At 73.7% G+C, this 18,932-nt stretch carries 16 protein-coding genes; 7 read left to right on the top strand and 9 right to left on the bottom strand.

Annotated elements, in window-relative coordinates; translation table 11 throughout:
• Positions 1-5: 5 nt before the first annotated feature.
• Complete coding sequence (locus tag ACIQVD_RS03085) at positions 6-1,202, bottom strand: CdaR family transcriptional regulator (protein ID WP_051055798.1); 1,197 nt, start codon at positions 1,200-1,202, stop codon at positions 6-8.
• A 247-nt stretch (positions 1,203-1,449) separates the two neighbouring features.
• On the opposite strand from ACIQVD_RS03085, the gene ACIQVD_RS03080 reads away from it, so the two are divergent.
• Positions 1,450-2,274, top strand: a complete 825-nt coding sequence (locus tag ACIQVD_RS03080; protein ID WP_402285615.1) for a pirin family protein — start codon at positions 1,450-1,452, stop codon at positions 2,272-2,274.
• A 184-nt stretch (positions 2,275-2,458) separates the two neighbouring features.
• Here the strand turns inward: ACIQVD_RS03080 and ACIQVD_RS03075 are convergent, their stop codons facing one another.
• A complete protein-coding gene (locus ACIQVD_RS03075) occupies positions 2,459-3,286 on the bottom strand; it encodes a serine hydrolase domain-containing protein (protein WP_402285612.1) in 828 nt (275 codons plus the stop codon).
• 115 nt (positions 3,287-3,401) lie between these two features.
• Here ACIQVD_RS03075 and ACIQVD_RS03070 point away from each other — a divergent pair, with 115 nt between their 5' ends.
• Together ACIQVD_RS03070 and ACIQVD_RS03065 are read left to right on the top strand one after the other, a co-directional pair.
• Complete coding sequence (locus ACIQVD_RS03070; protein WP_402285610.1) at positions 3,402-3,902, top strand: MerR family transcriptional regulator; 501 nt, start codon at positions 3,402-3,404, stop codon at positions 3,900-3,902.
• A complete protein-coding gene (locus ACIQVD_RS03065; RefSeq protein WP_402285607.1) occupies positions 3,899-4,912 on the top strand; it encodes an aldo/keto reductase in 1,014 nt (337 codons plus the stop codon). The genes ACIQVD_RS03070 and ACIQVD_RS03065 overlap by 4 nt, the downstream gene beginning before the upstream one ends.
• Before the next feature lie 45 nt (positions 4,913-4,957).
• Here the strand turns inward: ACIQVD_RS03065 and ACIQVD_RS03060 are convergent, their stop codons facing one another.
• From ACIQVD_RS03060 to ACIQVD_RS03040, 5 genes are all read right to left on the bottom strand, one after another.
• Positions 4,958-6,148 (bottom strand): alpha/beta hydrolase, encoded by a 1,191-nt coding sequence (locus ACIQVD_RS03060; protein WP_400686659.1) that lies wholly within the window; start codon positions 6,146-6,148, stop codon positions 4,958-4,960.
• Between the two features lie 126 nt (positions 6,149-6,274).
• A complete protein-coding gene (locus ACIQVD_RS03055) occupies positions 6,275-6,637 on the bottom strand; it encodes an MmcQ/YjbR family DNA-binding protein (protein ID WP_402285604.1) in 363 nt (120 codons plus the stop codon).
• A gap of 125 nt (positions 6,638-6,762) precedes the next feature.
• Positions 6,763-7,440 carry a response regulator gene (locus ACIQVD_RS03050; protein ID WP_402285602.1) on the bottom strand — a complete coding sequence of 226 codons (678 nt, stop codon included), beginning with the start codon at positions 7,438-7,440 and terminating at the stop codon, positions 6,763-6,765.
• Complete coding sequence (locus ACIQVD_RS03045) at positions 7,437-8,711, bottom strand: sensor histidine kinase (RefSeq protein WP_402285600.1); 1,275 nt, start codon at positions 8,709-8,711, stop codon at positions 7,437-7,439. The genes ACIQVD_RS03050 and ACIQVD_RS03045 overlap by 4 nt, the downstream gene beginning before the upstream one ends.
• A gap of 85 nt (positions 8,712-8,796) precedes the next feature.
• On the bottom strand, positions 8,797-9,450 hold the full coding sequence (locus tag ACIQVD_RS03040) for a TetR/AcrR family transcriptional regulator (RefSeq protein ID WP_400686667.1): 654 nt from the start codon (positions 9,448-9,450) through the stop codon (positions 8,797-8,799).
• A gap of 205 nt (positions 9,451-9,655) precedes the next feature.
• Here ACIQVD_RS03040 and ACIQVD_RS03035 point away from each other — a divergent pair, with 205 nt between their 5' ends.
• A complete protein-coding gene (locus ACIQVD_RS03035) occupies positions 9,656-11,224 on the top strand; it encodes an MFS transporter (protein WP_400686669.1) in 1,569 nt (522 codons plus the stop codon).
• A gap of 215 nt (positions 11,225-11,439) precedes the next feature.
• On the opposite strand, the gene aceE is transcribed toward ACIQVD_RS03035, so the two are convergent.
• The gene (gene aceE / locus ACIQVD_RS03030) at positions 11,440-14,190 is read right to left on the bottom strand and encodes a pyruvate dehydrogenase (acetyl-transferring), homodimeric type (RefSeq protein WP_400686671.1); all 2,751 of its coding nucleotides are present in this window, start codon (positions 14,188-14,190) and stop codon (positions 11,440-11,442) included.
• 469 nt (positions 14,191-14,659) lie between these two features.
• Between aceE and ACIQVD_RS03025 the strand changes: the two genes are divergently transcribed.
• The 3 genes from ACIQVD_RS03025 to ACIQVD_RS03015 all read left to right on the top strand — a co-directional run bounded on the left by ACIQVD_RS03025 (position 14,660) and on the right by ACIQVD_RS03015 (position 16,481).
• A complete protein-coding gene (locus ACIQVD_RS03025) occupies positions 14,660-15,097 on the top strand; it encodes a DUF3052 domain-containing protein (protein WP_100836040.1) in 438 nt (145 codons plus the stop codon).
• Positions 15,098-15,310: 213 nt separating this feature from the next.
• The gene (locus tag ACIQVD_RS03020) at positions 15,311-15,769 is read left to right on the top strand and encodes a peroxiredoxin (RefSeq protein ID WP_282205639.1); all 459 of its coding nucleotides are present in this window, start codon (positions 15,311-15,313) and stop codon (positions 15,767-15,769) included.
• 136 nt (positions 15,770-15,905) lie between these two features.
• The gene (locus ACIQVD_RS03015; RefSeq protein ID WP_100838456.1) at positions 15,906-16,481 is read left to right on the top strand and encodes a TerD family protein; all 576 of its coding nucleotides are present in this window, start codon (positions 15,906-15,908) and stop codon (positions 16,479-16,481) included.
• Positions 16,482-16,538: 57 nt separating this feature from the next.
• Here ACIQVD_RS03015 and ACIQVD_RS03010 read toward each other — a convergent pair whose 3' ends face one another.
• Entirely contained in the window at positions 16,539-18,932 is a 2,394-nt protein-coding gene (locus tag ACIQVD_RS03010) for a PQQ-binding-like beta-propeller repeat protein (RefSeq protein ID WP_402285595.1), read from the bottom strand.

The following is an 18,932-nucleotide window of genomic DNA, read 5'->3' as shown; positions in this document are numbered from 1 at the left end:
TCCGTTCAGCCCTGGTCCGATCCGGAACCGAGACGCCCCAGAGCAAGGGCGATGCGCAGGGTGAACGCCGAACGTACGTCTGACGGAGCATAGCCGGTGACGTCTGTCACACGACGCAGCCGGTAGCGCACGGTGTTCGGGTGGACGAAGAGCATCCGGGCCGCGCCCTCCAGGGAGGACGCCTGCTCCAGGTAGACACTCAGCGTCTCCAGGAGTGCCGAACCGGCCTCCTCCAGGGGTGTGTAGATCTCCTCCACCAACTGACGGCGCGCCACTTCGTCGCCCGCCAGCGCCCGTTCCGGCAGCAGGTCGTCGGCCAGCACCGGGCGCGGCGCGTCCGGCCAGGCCGCGCACGCCTTCAGGCCCTGCGCGGCGGCGTGCGCCGAGCGGGTCGCCGAGAGCAGGTCGCCGACCGTCGGGCCGACCACCACCGGGCCGGGTGCGAACTGGCCGATCAGCGCCCGGGCCGCGTGCACCGGCTCCTTGTCGCCGCCGACCACCACCACCAGGCGGCGGCCCAGCACACCCGTCAGCACGTGCAGTTTGGCGTACCGGGCGGCCCGCCGGATCGCCTCCACCACCAGCTCGCTGTCCCCGTCCGGGGCGCTGCCCATCACCACCCGCACCTGGCTGGGCTGCCCCCAGCCGAGCGCCGCCGCCCGCGACAGCACGCCCTCGTCGGCGTCGCCGGACAGCAGCGAGTTCACCACCAGCGCCTCCAGCCGGGCGTCCCACGCGCCGCGCGCCTCGGCGGCCTGCGCGTACACCTGGGCGGTGGCGAACGCGATCTCCCGGGCGTAGACCAGCACCGACTCGCGCATCCCGGCCTCGTCGCCGGGCGCGGCCACCTCCTCGATGGCCTCCTCCATCACCTCGATGGTGGTGCGGATCAGCTCCACGGTCTGCCGCAGCGTGATCGCCCGGGTCAACTCCCGCGGCGCGGTGCCGAACACGTCCGTGGAGATCGCCTGCGGCGCCTCCGGGTGCCGGTACCACTCGGTGAACGCCGCGATGCCCGCCTGTGCGACCAGGCCGATCCACGAGCGGTGCTCCGGCGGCATCCGCCGGTACCAGGCCAGCTGGTCGTCCATCCGGGCGATCGCCGCGGACGCCAGCTTGCCCGCCGACTTCTCCAGCCGCTTCAGCGTCGCGGCCCGCAACTCCGCCCGCTCGGCGGCCAGCCGGCGCTCCTCGGCCGTCATCCGCCCCCGGCCCGGTACGGCGGCGGGGCGCCCGGGCGCGGCGGCGCGCTTGGCGGGCTTCTTCTCCGGGGCCCGTTCGGCGGACCGCTCCGGGGAGGAGCGTTCGCCGGACGACCGGTCGGAGGGCTTGTCGGGTTTCGCTGAAGCGGACGGCACGGCACTAGCCTGCCTCACCCTGACGGGTGCTCGTGCACGCCGGGCCCGATGTCGGCCGGTGGCACCCGTCACACCGGCTACCGTGGTGCCCGTGAGCGTGGATTCTTCGCCCCGGGGCGGGCAGGCATTCGAACCGGTCGAACCGGCGTCCGGGTCCGTCCGGAAGGAGCGCGGCCGGGCCGATCTGCGGCGCACCGCCGAGCGTTACCTGTCGGAACCCGCCGAAGGCGTCACCACCCGGCACGCCTTCTCCTTCGCCGGCCACTACGACCCGAGGAACACCTCCTTCGGCGCGCTGCTCGCCTGCAACGAGGAGACGCTCGCCCCCGGCGCCGGGTACGCGGTCCACCGGCACAGCGAGACCGAGATCGTCACCTGGGTGCTCTCCGGCGCCCTCGCCCACCGCGACGACGCGGGCCACGCCGGCGTGGTGCGGCCCGGCACCGTCCAGGTGCAGTCCACCGGGACGGGCATCAGCCACACCGAACGCAACCTCGGCGGGGCCGTCGAACCGGTCACCTTCGTCCAGATGTGGCTCCAGCCCGACGCGTACGGCGGCCCGCCCGGCTTCGGGCTCGCCACCGTCCCCGACGGGGACGGACTGACCCTGCTCGCCTCCGGGCGGGACGGCGACCGGGCGCTGCGGCTGCGGCGCAGCGACGCCGCGCTCTGGCTGGTCCGGACCCCGGCCTGGATGCCGCTGCCCGAACTCCCCGCCGCGCCCTTCCGCTACGTCCACGTGGTCGCCGGCTCGGTCGGCTACCGCACCGTCCCGGGCCCGCAGGGCGGCGGCCGCTCGGCCGGGCCCGGCGACTCCGTCCGGATCACGGGCGACGCGTTCGCCGACCCGACGGCGGGCGAGGACGGCGTCGAACTGCTGCTCTGGGAGATGCACACGCCCGTGCGGTTCGGCTGAGGCCGTACCACCGGGGCGCGGGGAACTGCGCGCGGCGGGAGATGAACGCTGGCAAGGGCGCGAGGCGGTTGGTGAGGTGACGTCACCTCGCGATCTCGCCGGCGGTGCCTGGCCGGTCGCGCAGTTCCCCGCGCCCCCGTCGGTGTGCTCCTCGGCGGTGCGCTCCCTCGCGGTGCTGCGCCGCTCAGACTTCGGTGAGGACTGCGTCGCTGAGCCGGGGCCAGACCTCCGCCGCCCAGGGGCCGAAGTCGCGGTCGGTGAGGGCGAGGCAGGCGAGGCCGGCGTCGGGGTCGACCCAGAGGAAGGTGCCGGACTGGCCGAAGTGGCCGAAGGTCGCGGGGGAGTTGGCGGTGCCCGTCCAGTGCGGGGCCTTGTGGTCGCGGATCTCGAAGCCGAGGCCCCAGTCGTTGGGGCGGCGGTGGCCGAAGCCGGGCAGGACGCCGCTGGTGCCGGGGAAGGCGACCTCGCGGGTGGCCGCGCGCACGGTGGCCGGGTCGAGCAGCTCGGGGGACTGCAGCTCGGCGGCGAAGCGGACCAGGTCCGCGGCGGTGGACAGGCCGCCCGCGCCGGCCGGGGCGCGGTGGGCGGTGTTGATCAGGGTGGCGTGCATGCCGAGCGGCTGGAAGACCGCCTCGGCCGCGTACTGGGCGAACGGGATGCCGGAGGCGCCCTCCAGGGTGGCGGCCAGCACGTCGAACCCGGCGTTGGAGTAGAGGCGGCGGTTGCCGGGCTCGGCCATCACCCGGTGCTCGTCGAAGGCCAGGCCGGAGGTGTGCGCCAGCAGGTGGCGGACGGTGGAGCCGTCCGGCCCGGCCGGGTCGTCGAGTTCGAAGACGCCCTCCTCGACGGCGACCAGCACGGCGTACGCGCTGAGCAGCTTGGTCACCGAGGCGAGCGGGAACAGGTGCTCCTGCGGGCCGTGCGCGCCCAGCAGCGCGCCGTCGCTCCCGCGGACCACCGCCGCCGCGGCGTGGGGTACCGGCCAGTCCTCGATCATCCGCAAGCTCTGCATGGGCGGAACTCTAAACGACCGGTGGCGGGCCGCGGGCCGGTGTGTGTCAGGCTTGCTTGGAGTGCGCTCCAACTCAGTAGCGTCGGTGTCGTCGCCGAGGACGGGGGTCGTAGCAATGGCAGGGTCCGAGCAGTGGCCGGTGAGGGAGCCGGCGTGCGAGGAGGCGTTCCGCAGCCCCCGCTCCGCACCGGACCGGACACCGCGCCACGCGATCAGCGAGGTGGCCGCGATCAGCGGCCTGACCGCGCACACGCTGCGCTGGTACGAGCGGATCGGCCTGCTGGAACCGGTGGACCGCTCGTACGCCGGGCAGCGCCGGTACACCGACGCGGACCTGGCCCGGCTGGCGTTCCTGACCAAGCTGCGGCTGACCGGCATGCCGGTGGCCGACATGGTGCGGTACGTCGAGCTGATCCGGGCCGGGGACGGCACCCGGGACGAGCGCCGGGAGCTGCTGGTCGCGCACCGCGCGGAGGTGCGCCGGCGACTGGCCGACCTGCACGCCACGCTCGCCGTGATCGACCGGAAGATCGACCACTACGGCGGTCCCGGCGTCCCGGTCGGCGGCGACGAGGAGACAGCGGACCACTCAGGACAGGACAGGAAGAGCGCATGAGCGGCATCGACACCACCCGCCTCGGCACCGGCGGCCCGATCGTGGGCGTGCAGGGACTGGGCTGCATGGGCATGAGCGAGTTCTACGGCCCGACCGACACCGACGAGGCGCTGGCCACCCTGGAGCGGGCGCTGGAACTGGGCGTGACCCTGTTCGACACCGCCGACGTCTACGGCTCGGGCGCCAACGAGGAGCTGATCGGCCCGTTCGTCCGGGCGCACCGCGAACAGGTCGTGCTGGCCACCAAGTTCGCCATCGAGCGGCGCGCCGACGACGCCAAGTTCCGCGGCGTCAACAACGACCCGGCGTACATCCGCCGGGCGGTGGACGGCTCGCTGCGCCGCCTCGGCGTGGACGTGATCGACCTCTACTACATGCACCGCCGCGACCCGCGGGTGCCGCTGGCCGAGTCGGTGGGCGCGATGGCCGAGCTGGTCGCGGCCGGCAAGGTCCGCCACCTGGGCCTGTCCGAGGTGACCGGCCCGGAGCTGCGGGAGGCGCACGCGGTGCACCCGATCGCGGCGCTGCAGTCCGAGTGGTCGATCTTCGCCCGGGGCGTGGAGCGCAGCGCCGTCCCGGCGGCGGCCGAGCTGGGCGTGGCGCTGGTGCCGTACTCGCCGCTCGGCCGGGGCTTCCTGACCGGGGCGCTCCCCGACGCCGGGCAGTTGGCCGCCGACGACTTCCGCCGCCACCTGCCGCAGTTCACCGGCGAGAACGCGGCCGGGAACGCCGAACTGATCGCCCCGATCCGGCGGATCGCCGAGCAGCGCGGTGCGACGGCCGCGCAGGTCGCGCTGGCCTGGGTGCAGCAGCGGGCCGAGGTGCACGGCCTGACCGCGGTGGTGCCGATCCCGGGCACCCGCAAGCGCACCCGGCTGGAGGAGAACCTGGGCGCCACCCGGCTGGTGCTCAGCAAGGAGGAGCTGGCCGAGCTGGAGCCGATCGCCGGGCAGGTGGCCGGCGGCCGGTACGCCGACATGGGCTCCACGGCGGACGCCCGCGAGGTGTGACCGCGGTCCGGGCGGCGGACCGCCGGCGGTTCCGGTGGCGGTCCGTCAGCCCTGGGTCTCGGACGGGCCGCTGACGTCCCCGTAGTGGCCGAGCGCGATGGCGGCGAAGTTGTGCCGGCTCGCGGTGCCCTCGGCCAGGTAGCCGGTGTGGCCGGTGGCGCCCAGCGAGGAGACCGACACCGCGCCGAAGGCGTGGGTGGTCGGGTCGGCGCCGTGGCCCAGGCCGCCGACCTCCAGGTAGGGGACGTTGCCGATCCAGTCGCCGGGGTTGCGGGCCGCCCACACCTGGACGCCGGTGCCCAGCTCGGCCGCCGAGTCGACGCCCATCCCGGGGCTGCCGAACGCCACCACGTCGGTGGGCTGCGCGGCGTGCAGGGTCGGCGCGGTGGTGCCGCACACCACCGAGCCGTACGAGTGGCACAGCAGCGCGGGCGGCGCCTCCGGGTGGGTGGTCTGCTCCAGGCCGCCGAGCAGCCGGTGCAGCCGGGGCGCGGCGGCCTCCGCCAGCCGGGAGGTGACCGCGTCCGGGCCCAGGCCCTGCGGGGTGACGTACCCGGTCCAGGCGATCACCGCGGTGCGGGTGCCGGGCGACTGGGCGTGCTCCTCGGCGTACAGCGCGCGGGCCATCCCGGCGGGGGAGCGCAGCGGGTCGGTGCTCTGGTCGAAGTGGCCGAGGTCGGCGTCCGAGCCGGGCACCAGGACGGCGATCCGCTGGGCGGTGGCGAGGTCGCCCCAGACCTCGGTGACCAGGCCGCGGCCGCGCGGGTCGAAGGCGAGGACCTGCCGGTCCGCGCCGAGCAGCCGCTCCGAGTCGTTGGCGCGGGAGAGGGCCAGCGCGCGGGTGGTGGGGTCCAGGCCGGTGTCCGCGGCGCGCTGCCGGGAGCGGTCCCGTTCGGCGGTGATCGCCACCCGGTTGGCGCGGTAGCGGACGGCCGGCGGGGCGCCGTCCAGGTTGCCGACCACCAGCGGGTACTCGGCGACCAGCCGGTCCAGCTCGGCGGGCTCCAGCGAGGCGAAGAACGCGGCGACGGCGGCCGGGGCGGCGGTGGCCGGGTCCGGCAGCTCGCGGCCGAGGGAGCGGTCGGCGACCCAGGCGGAGCTGCCCGCGGGCGGGGTGGTGATGGCCAGCTGCTCGTTGGAGGCGGCGGCCTGCGCGGCCGCCGCGCCGGCGTCCACCAGGGCGGCACAGCCCGCGAACACGCCGATCAGGATCCGCTTCACCCGCCTGCGGTGCATGGCGTCCACTCCCTCGGGCCGTACATCGCGGCGGGACGGGCCCGACGGTGCTGTGACTTCCGACTACTAGTCAGCCAGCGTAGAGGGCGACCGACCCGGGGGGCAGGGAGTAAACAGTGTTCCCCGTCACATTCGCCCGTACGCTACTCCCCCGTGCTCCCCGAGCTCGGCCACCACCCGTTTCGGTGCGACCGACCGCCAGGCGTCGGTGAGCAGTTCGCGCAGCTCCTCGGGGCCGATCCCGGCCAGCCGGACCCGCACCCAGCCGAACCGGCCGGTGTACGGCGCCACCGAGTACACCCCGGGCGCGGCGGCGATCAGCTCGGCCTGCTCCGCCGGGGTGGCCTTCACCGTCACCTCCCCGGACTCCGGGTGGCCCATCGCGAAGATCTTCCGCCCCACCCGCAGCGTCACCTGCTCCCAGGTCTCCTCCTGGTGGGCCCGCGGCAGGGACAGGGCCAGCTCGGTCAGCTCGTCGAAGGTCGCCATGGCCGCCAGCGTACGGGCCGCCGCCGACAGCTGACGCCCGCTCAGACCGCGCCCAGCGCGTACGCCGCGGACAGCGCCGCGCCCGCGCCCGCCACCGCCCGCCAGGCCCGGGACGGCTACGGGGGCTACTGCGCGCCGGGCCGGACCAGGCCGCTCTCGTAGGCGAGCACGACGGCCTGGGCGCGGTCGCGCAGGTCGAGCTTGGCGAAGATCCGGCCGATGTGGGTCTTGACGGTCTGCTCGGCGAGGACGAGGTGGGCGGCGATCTCCTGGTTGGACAGGCCGCGGGCGATGAGCTCCAGGACCTCGGTCTCGCGCGGGGTGAGGCCGTTCAGCCGCAGCCGGGGGTCGCGGCGCGGCGCGGGCCGGTTCCGGGCGAAGTCGGCGATCAGGCGGCGGGTGACGGAGGGCGCGAGCAGCGCGTCGCCGGCCGCGACGACCCGGACGGCGGAGATCAGGTCGGCGGGCGGGGCGTCCTTGAGCAGGAAGCCGCTGGCGCCGGCCCGCAGCGCCTCGTACACGTAGTCGTCCACGTCGAAGGTGGTGAGCATCAGCACCCGCGGCCGGTGCACCACGCCGGGCGGCGGGTCGAGCAGCCGGCGGGCGGCCTCCAGGCCGTCCATCCCGGGCATCCGGACGTCCATCAGGACCACGTCGGGGTGGGTGCGCCCGCTGACCTCCAGGGCCTGCCGGCCGTCGGGCGCGTCGCCGACCACGTCGATGTCGCTCTGGGCGTCGAGCAGGGCGGCGAATCCGGCGCGGACCATCGCCTGGTCGTCGACGACGAGGACGCGGATGGTCATGCGGTGATCTCCCCCGGACCGGTGCCGTCCAACGGCAGGACGGCGGTGACCCGGTAGCCGCCCTCGGCGGTCGGGCCGGTGTCCAGGGTGCCAGCCAGCAGCCGGACGCGCTCGCGCATTCCGACCAGCCCCTGCCCGGTGCCGCCGGAGGTCTCGACGGCGGCGCGGGCCCGGCCGGGCGGCGGGCCGTTGCGGACGGCCAGGGCGAGCGCGCCGTCCGCGGCGGTGACCGCGACCTCGGCGGCGGCGCCCGGGGCGTGCCGGACGACGTTGGCCAGCGCCTCCTGGACGATCCGGTACGCGGACAGGCCGACCGCCTCGGGCACCGGGCCGAGCGCCGACACCCCGTCCCCGACGGCCAGTTCGGCCCGCACCCCGGCCTGGCCGACGGTGGCCAGCAGCTCCGGCAGGTCGTCCAGGCCCGGCTGCGGGGCCCGGTCGGCGGCGCTGTCGGCGGTCCGCAGCACCCCCAGCAGGCGCCGCATCTCGGCGAGCGAGCCGCGTGCGGCGGCGGCGATCTGCCCGAACTCCTCGACCGCGGCCGGGGGCAGGCCCTCGATCCGGTACGGGGCGCTGTCCGCCTGGACGGTGATCACCGACATGTGGTGGGCCACCACGTCGTGCAGCTCGCGGGCGATCCGGGCCCGCTCCTCCAGCAGGGCGCGCCGGGCCCGCTCGGTCTCCGAGATCCGCTCCTGCGCGGCGAGCAGCCGCTTGGCCTCGCCGCGCCCGCGCAGGCTCCAGCCGAGCAGCAGGACCACGCCGGACAGCGCGGTGACGACCACCGAGGAGCCGTCGAAGTGCGCGCTGAAGACCGTCCGGCTCAGGCCGCAGCCGAGGAAGGTGACGACCCAGACCGCGAGCAGGGTGCGCCCGCGCTCCCGGACGGCCAGGAGGACCATCAGGGACAGGTACCCGAGCAGCGTGGTGACCGGCCACGGCCAGGACCGCTCGGCGGCGGCGGCGCCGTGCGTGGCGACCGCGCCGACCAGCACCGAGGGCACCACCAGCTGCCAGGCCAGCAGCGGCCGGGTCAGCGCCAGCGGCAGCACCCCGGCCTGCACCGCGGCGAGCGCGGTGGCCAGCGAGGGGGCCACCCCGTGGAACCGGACCAGCGTCACGATGCCGGTGGGCAGCAGCGAGCCGGCCACGAGCAGCACCAGCGCGTACGGGGCCAGCCGGAGCCAGGGCCGGCGGGCCGTCGCCAGCGGCGGCCGGTGGTCGCCGAGGGGCTCGGTGAGGGCGCGGAGGAACTCTTTCCACAGGGTCACCGGGCCGAGGGTAGGGCGGGAGCGGGGCGCTGTCCTCATGCTCCGGTAGCCGGTCCGGGGGGCCCGGGTACGGGGTCGGCCGCCGTCAGCGCCAGGAGCCGGCCAGGGCCGGGCCCAGCTGGTCGAAGTGACGCTCGATCAGCTCCAGCATGCCGTCCATCGAGTGGCTCCCGGCGTCCGGGTCGGCGGCGTAGGCGAGGTGCGAGATCCGCACCACGGTGCCGAACACGGCGGCCAGCAGGCGGGGGCGCAGGTCGACGGCCGGGTCGAGGCCCTCGCGGTCGGCCAGGATCCGGGCCACCTCGACCTCCTGCTGGATGGCGTGCCGCAGGTGGGCGGCGAGCAGCGTCGGGGTGGACTCGATCAGTTCGAACAGCTCCAGGGCGGCCGGACCGCTGTCCCGCCCCCGGTCGACGGCCTGCCAGACCTCGCGGACCGCGCCGCGCATCGCCTCCAGCGGGTTCTCCCCGGCCGGGCGGGCCCGCAGGAACTCCAGGAACGCCTCCTCGGCCTCGGCCAGCACCGCGAGGGCGACCTCCTCCTTGTTGGCGAAGTACCGGAAGAAGGTGCGCTGGGAGACCTCCACCTCGGAGGCGATCTCGTCCACCGTGGTGCGCCCGTAGCCGTGGCAGAGGAAGAGCCGGTGCGCGGCGTCGACCAGGGCGTCCCGGGTGCGCCGCTTCTTGCGTTCCCGCAGGCCGACGGGCTGCGGGTCGGCGGCGGTGGTGGGGGTGGCCATGGCCTCCACGATAGCGCCGCGATCAGGAGATGGCATCAAGTGACAGGAGTCACCGTTTGTCGAATGTCAGTGGCTGACATAATGTTCCCGATGGCGGTGTCCGTTCGTCGTGGAGCTCGTGGGGACGGGCGTGAGGGCCGGGCACCGCCCTTCTCGTGCCCAGCGCGGTCTCCTGCACACCACACGAACGGGGAAGTCCCGAGACATGAGCCAGTCCGTAGTACTCGACAAGGAAGCGGCTCCGTCCGCCGGCGGCCGGCTGCGGGGACACCCCTGGCTGACGCTGCTCACCGTCGCCGTCGGCGTCATGATGGTCGCCCTCGACGGCACCGTCGTCGCCATCGCCAACCCGGCCATCCAGCACGACCTGAACGCCTCGCCCGCCGACATCCAGTGGGTCACCTCCGGCTACCTGCTGGCCCTCGCGGTCTTCCTGATCACCGCCGGCAAGATCGGTGACCGGTTCGGCCACAAGACCACCTTCCTGGTCGGCGCGGTCGGCTTCGCCGCCACCTCCGCCGCCATCGGCTTCGCCGGCTCGATCCAGCAGGTGATCCTGTTCCGGGTGCTCCAGGGCCTGTTCGGCGCCCTGCTCCAGCCCGCCGCGCTCGGCCTGCTGCGCGGGGCCTTCCCCGCCGAGAAGCTCAACATGGCGATCGGCATCTGGGGCGGCGTCATCGGCGCCTCCACCGCGGCCGGCCCGATCGTCGGCGGCCTGCTGGTCGAGCACGTCAACTGGGAGTCGGTGTTCTACATCAACATCCCGGTCGGCATCGTCGCGCTGGTCCTCGGCCTGCTGGTGCTCAGGGACGTCCGGGCCGAGAACGCCGCCAAGTCCTTCGACATCCCCGGCATCGTGCTGCTCTCCGGCGCGATGTTCATGCTGGTCTGGGGCATCATCAAGGCCCCCAGCTGGGGCTGGGGCGACCCGGCCACCCTGCTCTTCCTGGGCGGCGCGGTGCTCGCCCTGGCGGCCTTCGCGGTCTGGCAGAAGTACGCCAAGGAGCCGCTGGTCCCGCTCTCGCTGTTCCGCTCGGTGCCGCTCTCGGCCGGCACCCTGCTGATGGTGCTGATGGCCTTCGCCTTCTTCGGCGGCATCTTCTTCGTCACCTTCTACCTGCAGAACGTGCACGGGATGGCCCCGGTCGACGCCGGCGTCCACCTGCTCCCGATGACCGGCATGATGATCGTCGGCGCGCCGCTGGCCGGCTACCTGATCGGCAAGGTCGGACCGCGCATCCCGATCGTCGGCGGCATGCTCTTCACCACCGCCGCGATGCTCGGCATGTCCACCCTCGACATCCACTCCGGCAACGGCGCGATGGCCCTCTGGTTCGTCCTGATGGGCCTGGGCCTCAGCCCGGTCATGGTCGGCGCCACCGAGGTCATCGTCGGCAACGCCCCGATGGAGCTGTCCGGCGTGGCCGGCGGCCTCCAGCAGGCCGCGATGCAGGTCGGCGGCAGCCTCGGCACCGCCGTCCTCGGCGCCGTGATGGCCTCCAAGGTCACCAGTGCGCTGCCCGGCAAGTGGCAGGCCGCGACCGGCCAGCCGCTGCCCGCCGGCCCGGACGGCGAGCAGCTCAAGCAGGCCGCCCAGCTCGGCATCGCCCCGCCTGACGTCCCGCAGGGCGTCGCCGACGCCGTCCACTCCTCCTTCGTCAGCGGCATGGGGGTGGCCTTCGTGGTCGCCGCGGTCGTCGCCCTGGCGGCGGCCGGGCTGGGCCTGCTCACCCGCCGCGGCGTGAACGAGACGGGGCCCGCGGTCCACATCTGAACCCGCACGCGCCGGTGGTCCGCCCGGGGAGGGAACCCCCCTCCCCGGGCGGACCTCGCTGTTCTCCGGGGTTGCCCGCGCCCCCTGCCGGGGCCGATCACCCGCGTCCCGCCAGGGGCGAGGGGAACTGCGCGGAGCGGGAGGCGGAGACGGAGAGGTCCGCCCGGGGAAGGGAACTCCCCTCCCCGGGCGGACCTCCGGTCAGCGGCCGGCGCTTACGCGTCGCCGCCGGCGGCACCCGGGTCCGCCGCCGCCACGTCGAGCAGCTGGTAGCGGTCGATCGCGGCCTTCAGCAGCGAGCGGTCGATCTTGCCCTGCTTGGCCAGCTCGGTGAGCGTGCCCAGGACGATCGACTGCGCGTCGATGTGGAAGAAGCGACGGGCCGCGCCGCGGGTGTCGGCGAAGCCGAAGCCGTCGGCGCCCAGGGACTGGTACTGGCCGGGAACCCAGCGGGAGATCTGGTCCGGGACGGCCCGCATCCAGTCGGAGACGGCCACGAACGGACCCTCGGCCCCGGAGAGCTTGGTGGTCACGTACGGGACGCGCTGCGGCTCCTCGGGGTGCAGCAGGTTGAACTCCTCCGCCTCGACCGCGTCGCGGCGCAGCTCGTTCCAGGAGGTCGCCGACCAGACGTCCGCCTTGACGTTCCACTCCTCGGCGAGGATGCGCTGGGCCTCCAGGGCCCACGGCACCGCCACGCCGGAGGCGAGGAGCTGCGCGGGGATCTGGCCGTCCTCGGCGTCCTTGAGCTTGTAGAGGCCCTTGAGGATGCCCTCGACGTCCACGCCCTCCGGCTCGGCCGGCATCTTGATGGGCTCGTTGTAGACGGTGATGTAGTAGAAGACGTCCTCGCCGTGCGGGTGCTCGGCGGAGGAGCCGTACATCCGGCGCAGGCCGTCCTGCATGATGTGGGCGATCTCGTACCCGTAGGCCGGGTCGTAGGCGACCACGCCGGGGTTGGTGGAGGCCAGCAGGTGCGAGTGGCCGTCGGCGTGCTGCAGGCCCTCGCCGGTGAGGGTGGTGCGGCCGGCGGTGGCGCCGATCACGAAGCCGCGGGCCAGCTGGTCGGACATCTGCCAGAACTGGTCGCCGGTGCGCTGGAACCCGAACATCGAGTAGAAGACGTACACCGGGATCAGCGGCTCGCCGTGCGTCGCGTACGAGGAGCCGGCCGCGATCAGCGAGGCGGTGCAGCCGGCCTCGGAGATGCCGTCGTGCAGCATCTGGCCGCTCGGGGACTCCTTGTACGCCAGCAGCAGCTCGCGGTCGACCGACTCGTAGGTCTGGCCGAGCGGGTTGTAGATCTTGGCGGACGGGAACAGCGAGTCCATGCCGAAGGTGCGGTACTCGTCGGGCGCGATCGGCACGAAGCGGTTGCCGATGCCCTTGTCGCGCATCAGGTCCTTGAGCACCCGGACGAACGCCATGGTGGTGGCGATGGTCTGGTTGCCGGAGCCCTTCTTGACCGCCTTGTACGCGTCGTCGCCCGGCAGTTCGAGCTTGCGCGGGCGGACCTTGCGGGTGGGCACGTAGCCGCCGAGCTCCTCGCGGCGGTCGTGCATGTACTGGATCTCCTCCGAGTTGCGGCCCGGGTGGTAGTAGGGCGGGTAGCCCTCGTCGAGCTGCTTGTCGGTGATCGGCAGGTGCAGCCGGTCGCGGAAGCGCTTGAGGTCCTCGACCGTCAGCTTCTTCATCTGGTGGGTGGCGTTGCGGCCCTCGAAGTTGGGGCCCAGCGTCCAGCCCTTGACGGTCTGCGCCAGGATGACGGTCGGCTGGCCCTTGTGCTCGCGGGCGGCCTTGAACGCGGCGTAGACCTTGCGGTGGTCGTGGCCGCCGCGGCCCAGGTGCTGGATCTGGTGGTCGGTCATGTTCTCGACCATCGAGCGCAGCCGCAGGTCGCCGCCGAAGAAGTGGTCGCGGATGTACGCGCCGGACTCGGTGGCGTAGGTCTGGAACTGGCCGTCCGGGGTGGTGTTCAGCTTGTTGACCAGGACGCCGTCGCGGTCCTGGGCCAGCAGCGGGTCCCAGGAGCGGTCCCAGATCAGCTTGATGACGTTCCAGCCGGCGCCGCGGAACTGCGACTCCAGCTCCTGGATGATCTTGCCGTTGCCGCGGACCGGGCCGTCCAGGCGCTGCAGGTTGCAGTTGACCACGAAGGTCAGGTTGTCCAGGCCCTCGCGGGCGGCCAGCGAGAGCTGGCCGAGCGACTCGGGCTCGTCCATCTCGCCGTCGCCGAGGAAGGCGTACACCTGCGAGTCGGAGGTGTCCTTGATGCCCCGGTGCTCCAGGTAGCGGTTCATCCGGGCCTGGTAGATCGCGCCGAGCGGGCCGAGGCCCATCGAGACGGTCGGGAACTCCCAGAAGTCCGGCATCAGCCGCGGGTGCGGGTAGCTGGAGAGGCCGAACGGCGCCTTGGACTTCTCCTGCCGGAACGCGTCGAGCTGCTGCTCGGTCAGCCGGTCCAGCAGGAAGGCGCGGGCGTAGATGCCCGGCGAGGCGTGGCCCTGGAAGAAGACCTGGTCGCCGGACTCGCCGTCGGCGTCCTTGCCGCGGAAGAAGTAGTTGAAGCCCACGTCGTACAGCGACGCGGAGGAGGCGAAGGTGGCGATGTGGCCGCCGACGCCGATGCCGGGACGCTGGGCGCGGGAGACCATGACGGCCGCGTTCCAGCGCGTCGCGTTGAGGATCTTGCGCTCGATCTCCTCGTTGCCGGGGAAGAACGGCTCGTCCTTGGTCGCGATGGTGTTGACGTAGTCCGTGCTGCGCATCTCGGGCACGGCGACACGCTTTTCACGGGCGCGCTCGATCAGCCGGAGCATCAGGTAGCGGGCGCGCTCGCGCCCGCGCTCGTCGATGGCGGCGTCAAGCGACTCCAGCCATTCCGCGGTCTCCTCGGGATCGAAGTCCGGGACCTGGCTCGGGAGGCCGCCAATGATGATCGGGTTGCGATCGGATCCGGAAGCCACGCTGTTCCTTCACTGTCGGTCGAAGCTGAGTTGTCGCGCCGCCTCCATCGTGCTACCGCGTTCGGAGATCCGTCATCTCTACCGATCGGTAACCGTTCCGCCGGTTGGGGCGGTACGGTCAGGAGGTGGTCCGACCTGGGACCCCGGCCGGACGATGGCGGCCGGTCGGGATGAGGGCCAACAGGAGACTTTACGCCCGCACCCTGCTCCGACCCGAATGCCGTTCGCATCTCGGGCAGGCGTGCGGGGGATGAACGGGCTGCGGGCGGGTACGAGACGAAGCATCCTTGTCGGTACGGACAGGGACATACGGGTGTGTTCACCACCACAGTGGGCGGCGTGTCGCCGGGCGACACGTCAACCTTTGGGTGGGATCGGGGGTCGGGTACTTGCGCGAACCGCCGCTCCCGTGTGGACTACGGCCACAGCCCCGGCATGGACGCCGGGCCGAATACTGGAGGTTATTCCCGTGAGCGCGACCGCGGACCCCGCGGACAAGTCCAACCCGGCGCTTCGTCTGGGCTTCGAACAGGGCCAGATCATCCAGGAGCTCGGGTACGACGAAGACAGTGACCAGGAGCTCCGCGAGGGGATCGAGGACATCACTGGCTCCGAACTCGTCGACGAGGACTACGACGACGTCGCCGACGGCGTCCTGCTGTGGCACCGCGACGAGGACGGGGATCTCACCGACGCCCTGGTCGACGCCCTGGAGTACCTGGCAGAGGGCGGCCTGATCTGGCTGCTCACCCCGAAGACCGGCCGCGACGGACACGTCGAGGCGCACGAGATCGCCGACGCCGCGAAGACCGCCGGTCTCTCGCAGACCAGCTCGGTGGCGATCGCCAAGGACTGGGCGGGCACCCGCCTGGCCACCCCCAAGGCCACGAAGACCGGCAAGCGCTGACCTTCGGACCCGGACCCGCGACGGGCCCCGCCGGCGACCTCGCCGGCGGGGCCCGTCGGCGTCCGGCCGCGACCCGCCCGGCCCCGGCCTGTTCACCCGCAGCGAACGCCTCCCCCGGACGGGCCCGCCCGGCTCACCCGGACGGCCGAACCCGGCGCGGCGGGTGGGAGGATCGTCCTGCCCGCACCACCGTCCAGGCAGGAAGGTCCTCCCATGACCATCGAGATCGGCGCCCAGGCCCCGGACTTCGAGCTGAAGAACCAGCACGGCGAGTCGGTGAAGCTCTCCGACTTCCGCGGCGAGAAGAACGTCGTCCTGGTCTTCTACCCGTTCGCCTTCACCGGGGTCTGCACCGGCGAGGTCTGCGAGATCCAGAAGGAGCTGCCGCGCCTGCAGAACGACGGGGTGCAGGTGCTCGCGGTCTCCAACGACTCGCCGTTCTCGCTGCGGGTCTTCGGCGACCAGCAGGGCCTGGAGTACCCGCTGCTGTCGGACTTCTGGCCGCACGGCGAGGTCTCCCGGGCCTACGGCGTCTTCAACGAGGAGAAGGGCTGCGCGGTGCGCGGCACCTTCGTCATCGACAAGGAGGGCGTGGTCCGCTGGAGCGTCGTCAACGGCCTGCCGGACGCCCGGGACACCCAGGAGTACCTGGCCGCCCTCGGCGCGCTCTGAGCCCCCCGCCGCCGCCCGGCCCGGCGTCCGGCGGAAGTTCCGCCGGACGCCGGGCCGGGTCGCCGCCGCGGCCCGGGAACCCGGCACTACGATCGGGCCGTTGACGGAACGGGAACCCGACTTCTTGGAGGACCACGTGGGTGTCAGCCTGAGCAAGGGCGGAAATGTCTCGCTCACCAAGGAGGCGCCCGGCCTGACCGCCGTGGTCGTCGGCCTCGGGTGGGACGTGCGCACCACCACCGGCACGGACTTCGACCTGGACGCCAGCGCGCTGCTCTGCACCGAGCAGGGCCGGGTCCGGTCCGACGCCGACTTCATCTTCTTCAACAACCTGAAGAGCGCCGACGGCTCGGTCGAGCACACCGGCGACAACCTCACCGGCGAGGGCGAGGGCGACGACGAGCAGATCAAGGTGAACCTGGCCGGCGTCCCGGCCGACATCGCCAAGATCGTCTTCCCGGTGTCGATCTACGACGCGGAGAACCGGCAGCAGAGCTTCGGCCAGGTCCGCAACGCCTTCATCCGGGTGCTGAACCAGGCCGGCGGCGCCGAGATCGCCCGCTACGACCTCTCCGAGGACGCCTCGACCGAGACGGCGATGGTCTTCGGCGAGCTCTACCGCAACGGCGCCGAGTGGAAGTTCCGCGCCATCGGCCAGGGCTACGCCTCCGGCCTGCGCGGCATCGCGCAGGACTTCGGTGTCAACGTCTGACCCGGCGTCAGGACCATTGCGGGCCGGGGCCGTTCGCGGCCCCGGCCCGCCGCGCCGCTACTCCGGCGGCAGCGCCATCACCTGGTTGCCCTGGACGGCGATCAGCAGGTCGTCGCCGCCGGCCAGGTGCCAGGGCAGCTCGGCGCCCGCGTTGGTCTGGAAGACCCAGCGGACCTTGTGGTTCACCACGTCGACGGCGTAGATGCCGCGGTCCTCGGTGGACACGAACAGGGTGTTCCGGACCAGCACCGGATTGGTGTCCATCGACACCTCGGTGGGCAGCTCCAGGTGCCACAGCTCGGCGCCGTCGGCGGCGTTGAGGGCCACCACCCGGGTCGGGGCGGTCGGGGTGTAGGTGGTGCCCTGGTAGGTGAGCGTCATGCCGCCGAGCACCGAGTACACGACGTGCCCGCCCGCCGCGGGCGGCGAGTACCACATCCGGGTCGAGCGGTCCGAGGTCTTCGCCCAGACCTGCTTGCCGTCGGAGACCCGCACGCCCTGGATGCCGTTCGGGTCGACCGAGCAGAACACCAGGCCGTCCTGGAGCACCGGCCGGTACTCCGAGCGCGAGTTGGTGGCGGCGAACCAGGTCTGGGCGCCGTCGGCCAGCGACCGGGCGACCAGGTTCTCCTTGCTGTCGGTGTAGAGCAGGGTGTCGGCGGTCAGGTCGGAGCTGACCGTGTAGTCGGCGGTCTGCTGGCGGTGCTGGTTCCACAGCATCGAGCCGTCCTCGCGGGACAGCGCCATGATCCCCTTGCCGGTCCTGGCCCCCGCGTCGGGCAGCGCCTGGGCGTCCAGCTGGAGGTAGGAGCACATCGCGTACACCGCCCGGTCGTCGGCGTTCAGCACCGTGTCCGAGGCGATCTGGGTGCCGTTCGGCTTCCCGCGCTCGGAGCGGTACTTCCACAGCACGGTGCCGGTGGCGGCGTCCACCGTGATCAGGTCGGAGACGGTGCCGTAGCTGACCGTGCCGCCCGCGCAGGCCAGGTGGTAGGCCATCGCGTCCTTGACGATCCACCTCTCCTTCCCGTCGGCCAGGCCGACCGCGACCAGGTCGGCGTTGCCGAGGTGCAGCAGGCCGGGGGAGAAGGCCATCCCGAGGCTGCCGACGTTGCTCGCCTCGGTCCGGTACGTCCACAGCGGGGCTGGCGGCATGCCGGGGGCCCGGGACGGGGCGGCGCTCGACGCGGCGGCCGGGACGGCCGGGGAGCCGGTCGGCGGGGCCGGGTCCGGGCCCGGGCCGGGCCGCGAACCGCCGACCAGCGCCCAGGCGGTCAGGCCGCCCGCGCCGGCCAGCACCGCCGCGCCGCCGCCGAACAGCAGCGCCCGGCGGGGCGGGCGGGGGCCGCCGGCGGCCGGGGCGGGCCCGATCGGCCCGGTGGGGTCCCCGACCGGCGCGGCGGCGCCGGTGGTCGCGTCGGCCGGGGCCGGGACGCCGGGGCGCAGGCGGACGGTGCCCGGGTCGGCGGGGGCGGACCGCTCGGTCGGGGTGCGGACGGCCGGGGCGGCGGAGCCCGACCGGGGGTCGCGGGGGCGGACCGGCGCCTCCAGGTCCATCACCTCGGCGGCGTGGGTGGCGATGTCCGAGGCCAGCGCGGCCGGCAGCCAGCCGGAGCGGGCCGGGACGACCGCCTCGCCCAGCAGCCCGCCGAGTTCGGCGGGCGTCGGGCGGCCCGCCGGGTCCTTGGACAGGCAGGCGGCGACCGCCGGACGCAGCGCCCCGGGCAGCCCGGACAGCTCGGGCTCGTCGTGCACCACCCGGTACAGCAGCGAGGCCGCGGACGGCGCCGCGCCGTCCTCGGCGTGGTCGAACGGGCCGTGGCCGGTGGCGGCGAAGACCAGCACCGAGCCCAGCGAGAACACGTCGCCGGCCGGGCCCAGCCGGCGCCCGGCGGCCTGCTCGGGGCTCATGAACCCGGGCGAGCCGACCACCACGCCGGTGGAGGTCATCCGGTCGCCGTCCAGCGCCCGGGCGATGCCGAAGTCGATCACCCGCGGCCCGTCGGCGGCCAGCAGCACGTTGGACGGCTTGAGGTCGCGGTGCACCAGCCCGGCGGCGTGGATCGCGGCCAGCGCCCGGGCCAGGCCCACGCCCAGGGTGCGCACCGTCTCCACCGGGAGCGGCCCGTGGGCGCGCACCGCCTCGTCCAGCGCCGGGCCGAGCACGTACGCGGTGGCCAGCCAGGGCGACGGGCCGTCCCGGTCGGCGTCCACCACCGGGGCGGTGAAGGTGCCGCCCACGGACTGCGCGGCGGACACCTCGCGCCGGAACCGCTCGCGGAAGTCGGCGTCCCCGGCCAGGTCGGCGCGGACCACCTTGACCGCGACCGTCCGGCCGCCGGCGGAACGGGCCAGGTACACCCGGCCCATGCCGCCGGCGCCGAGTCTTGCCAGCAGGCGGTAGGGGCCGACCGACTCGGGGTCGGTGCGGTCGAGCGGTTCGAACGGCAT

The organism is Kitasatospora sp. NPDC090308 (assembly GCF_044769485.1).
Taxonomy (GTDB): domain Bacteria; phylum Actinomycetota; class Actinomycetes; order Streptomycetales; family Streptomycetaceae; genus Kitasatospora; species Kitasatospora fiedleri.
The sequence above is the reverse complement of the archived record's forward strand: the minus strand, read 5'-3'. Positions and strand labels throughout refer to the sequence as shown.

What these genes read in the sequence shown, in the direction of transcription:
- ACIQVD_RS03085 (WP_051055798.1), bottom strand. Translation starts at nt 1,202, where the DNA reads ATGACGGCCGAGGAGCGCCGGCTGGCCGCCGAGCGGGCGGAGTTGCGG.
- ACIQVD_RS03075 (WP_402285612.1), bottom strand. Translation starts at nt 3,286, where the DNA reads ATGCAGAGCTTGCGGATGATCGAGGACTGGCCGGTACCCCACGCCGCG.
- ACIQVD_RS03070 (WP_402285610.1), top strand. Translation starts at nt 3,402, where the DNA reads ATGGCAGGGTCCGAGCAGTGGCCGGTGAGGGAGCCGGCGTGCGAGGAG.
- ACIQVD_RS03065 (WP_402285607.1), top strand. Translation starts at nt 3,899, where the DNA reads ATGAGCGGCATCGACACCACCCGCCTCGGCACCGGCGGCCCGATCGTG.
- ACIQVD_RS03060 (WP_400686659.1), bottom strand. Translation starts at nt 6,148, where the DNA reads ATGCACCGCAGGCGGGTGAAGCGGATCCTGATCGGCGTGTTCGCGGGC.
- ACIQVD_RS03055 (WP_402285604.1), bottom strand. Translation starts at nt 6,637, where the DNA reads ATGGCGACCTTCGACGAGCTGACCGAGCTGGCCCTGTCCCTGCCGCGG.
- ACIQVD_RS03050 (WP_402285602.1), bottom strand. Translation starts at nt 7,440, where the DNA reads ATGACCATCCGCGTCCTCGTCGTCGACGACCAGGCGATGGTCCGCGCC.
- ACIQVD_RS03040 (WP_400686667.1), bottom strand. Translation starts at nt 9,450, where the DNA reads ATGGCCACCCCCACCACCGCCGCCGACCCGCAGCCCGTCGGCCTGCGG.
- ACIQVD_RS03035 (WP_400686669.1), top strand. Translation starts at nt 9,656, where the DNA reads ATGAGCCAGTCCGTAGTACTCGACAAGGAAGCGGCTCCGTCCGCCGGC.
- ACIQVD_RS03020 (WP_282205639.1), top strand. Translation starts at nt 15,311, where the DNA reads ATGACCATCGAGATCGGCGCCCAGGCCCCGGACTTCGAGCTGAAGAAC.
- ACIQVD_RS03010 (WP_402285595.1), bottom strand. Translation starts at nt 18,932, where the DNA reads ATGCCGTTCGAACCGCTCGACCGCACCGACCCCGAGTCGGTCGGCCCC.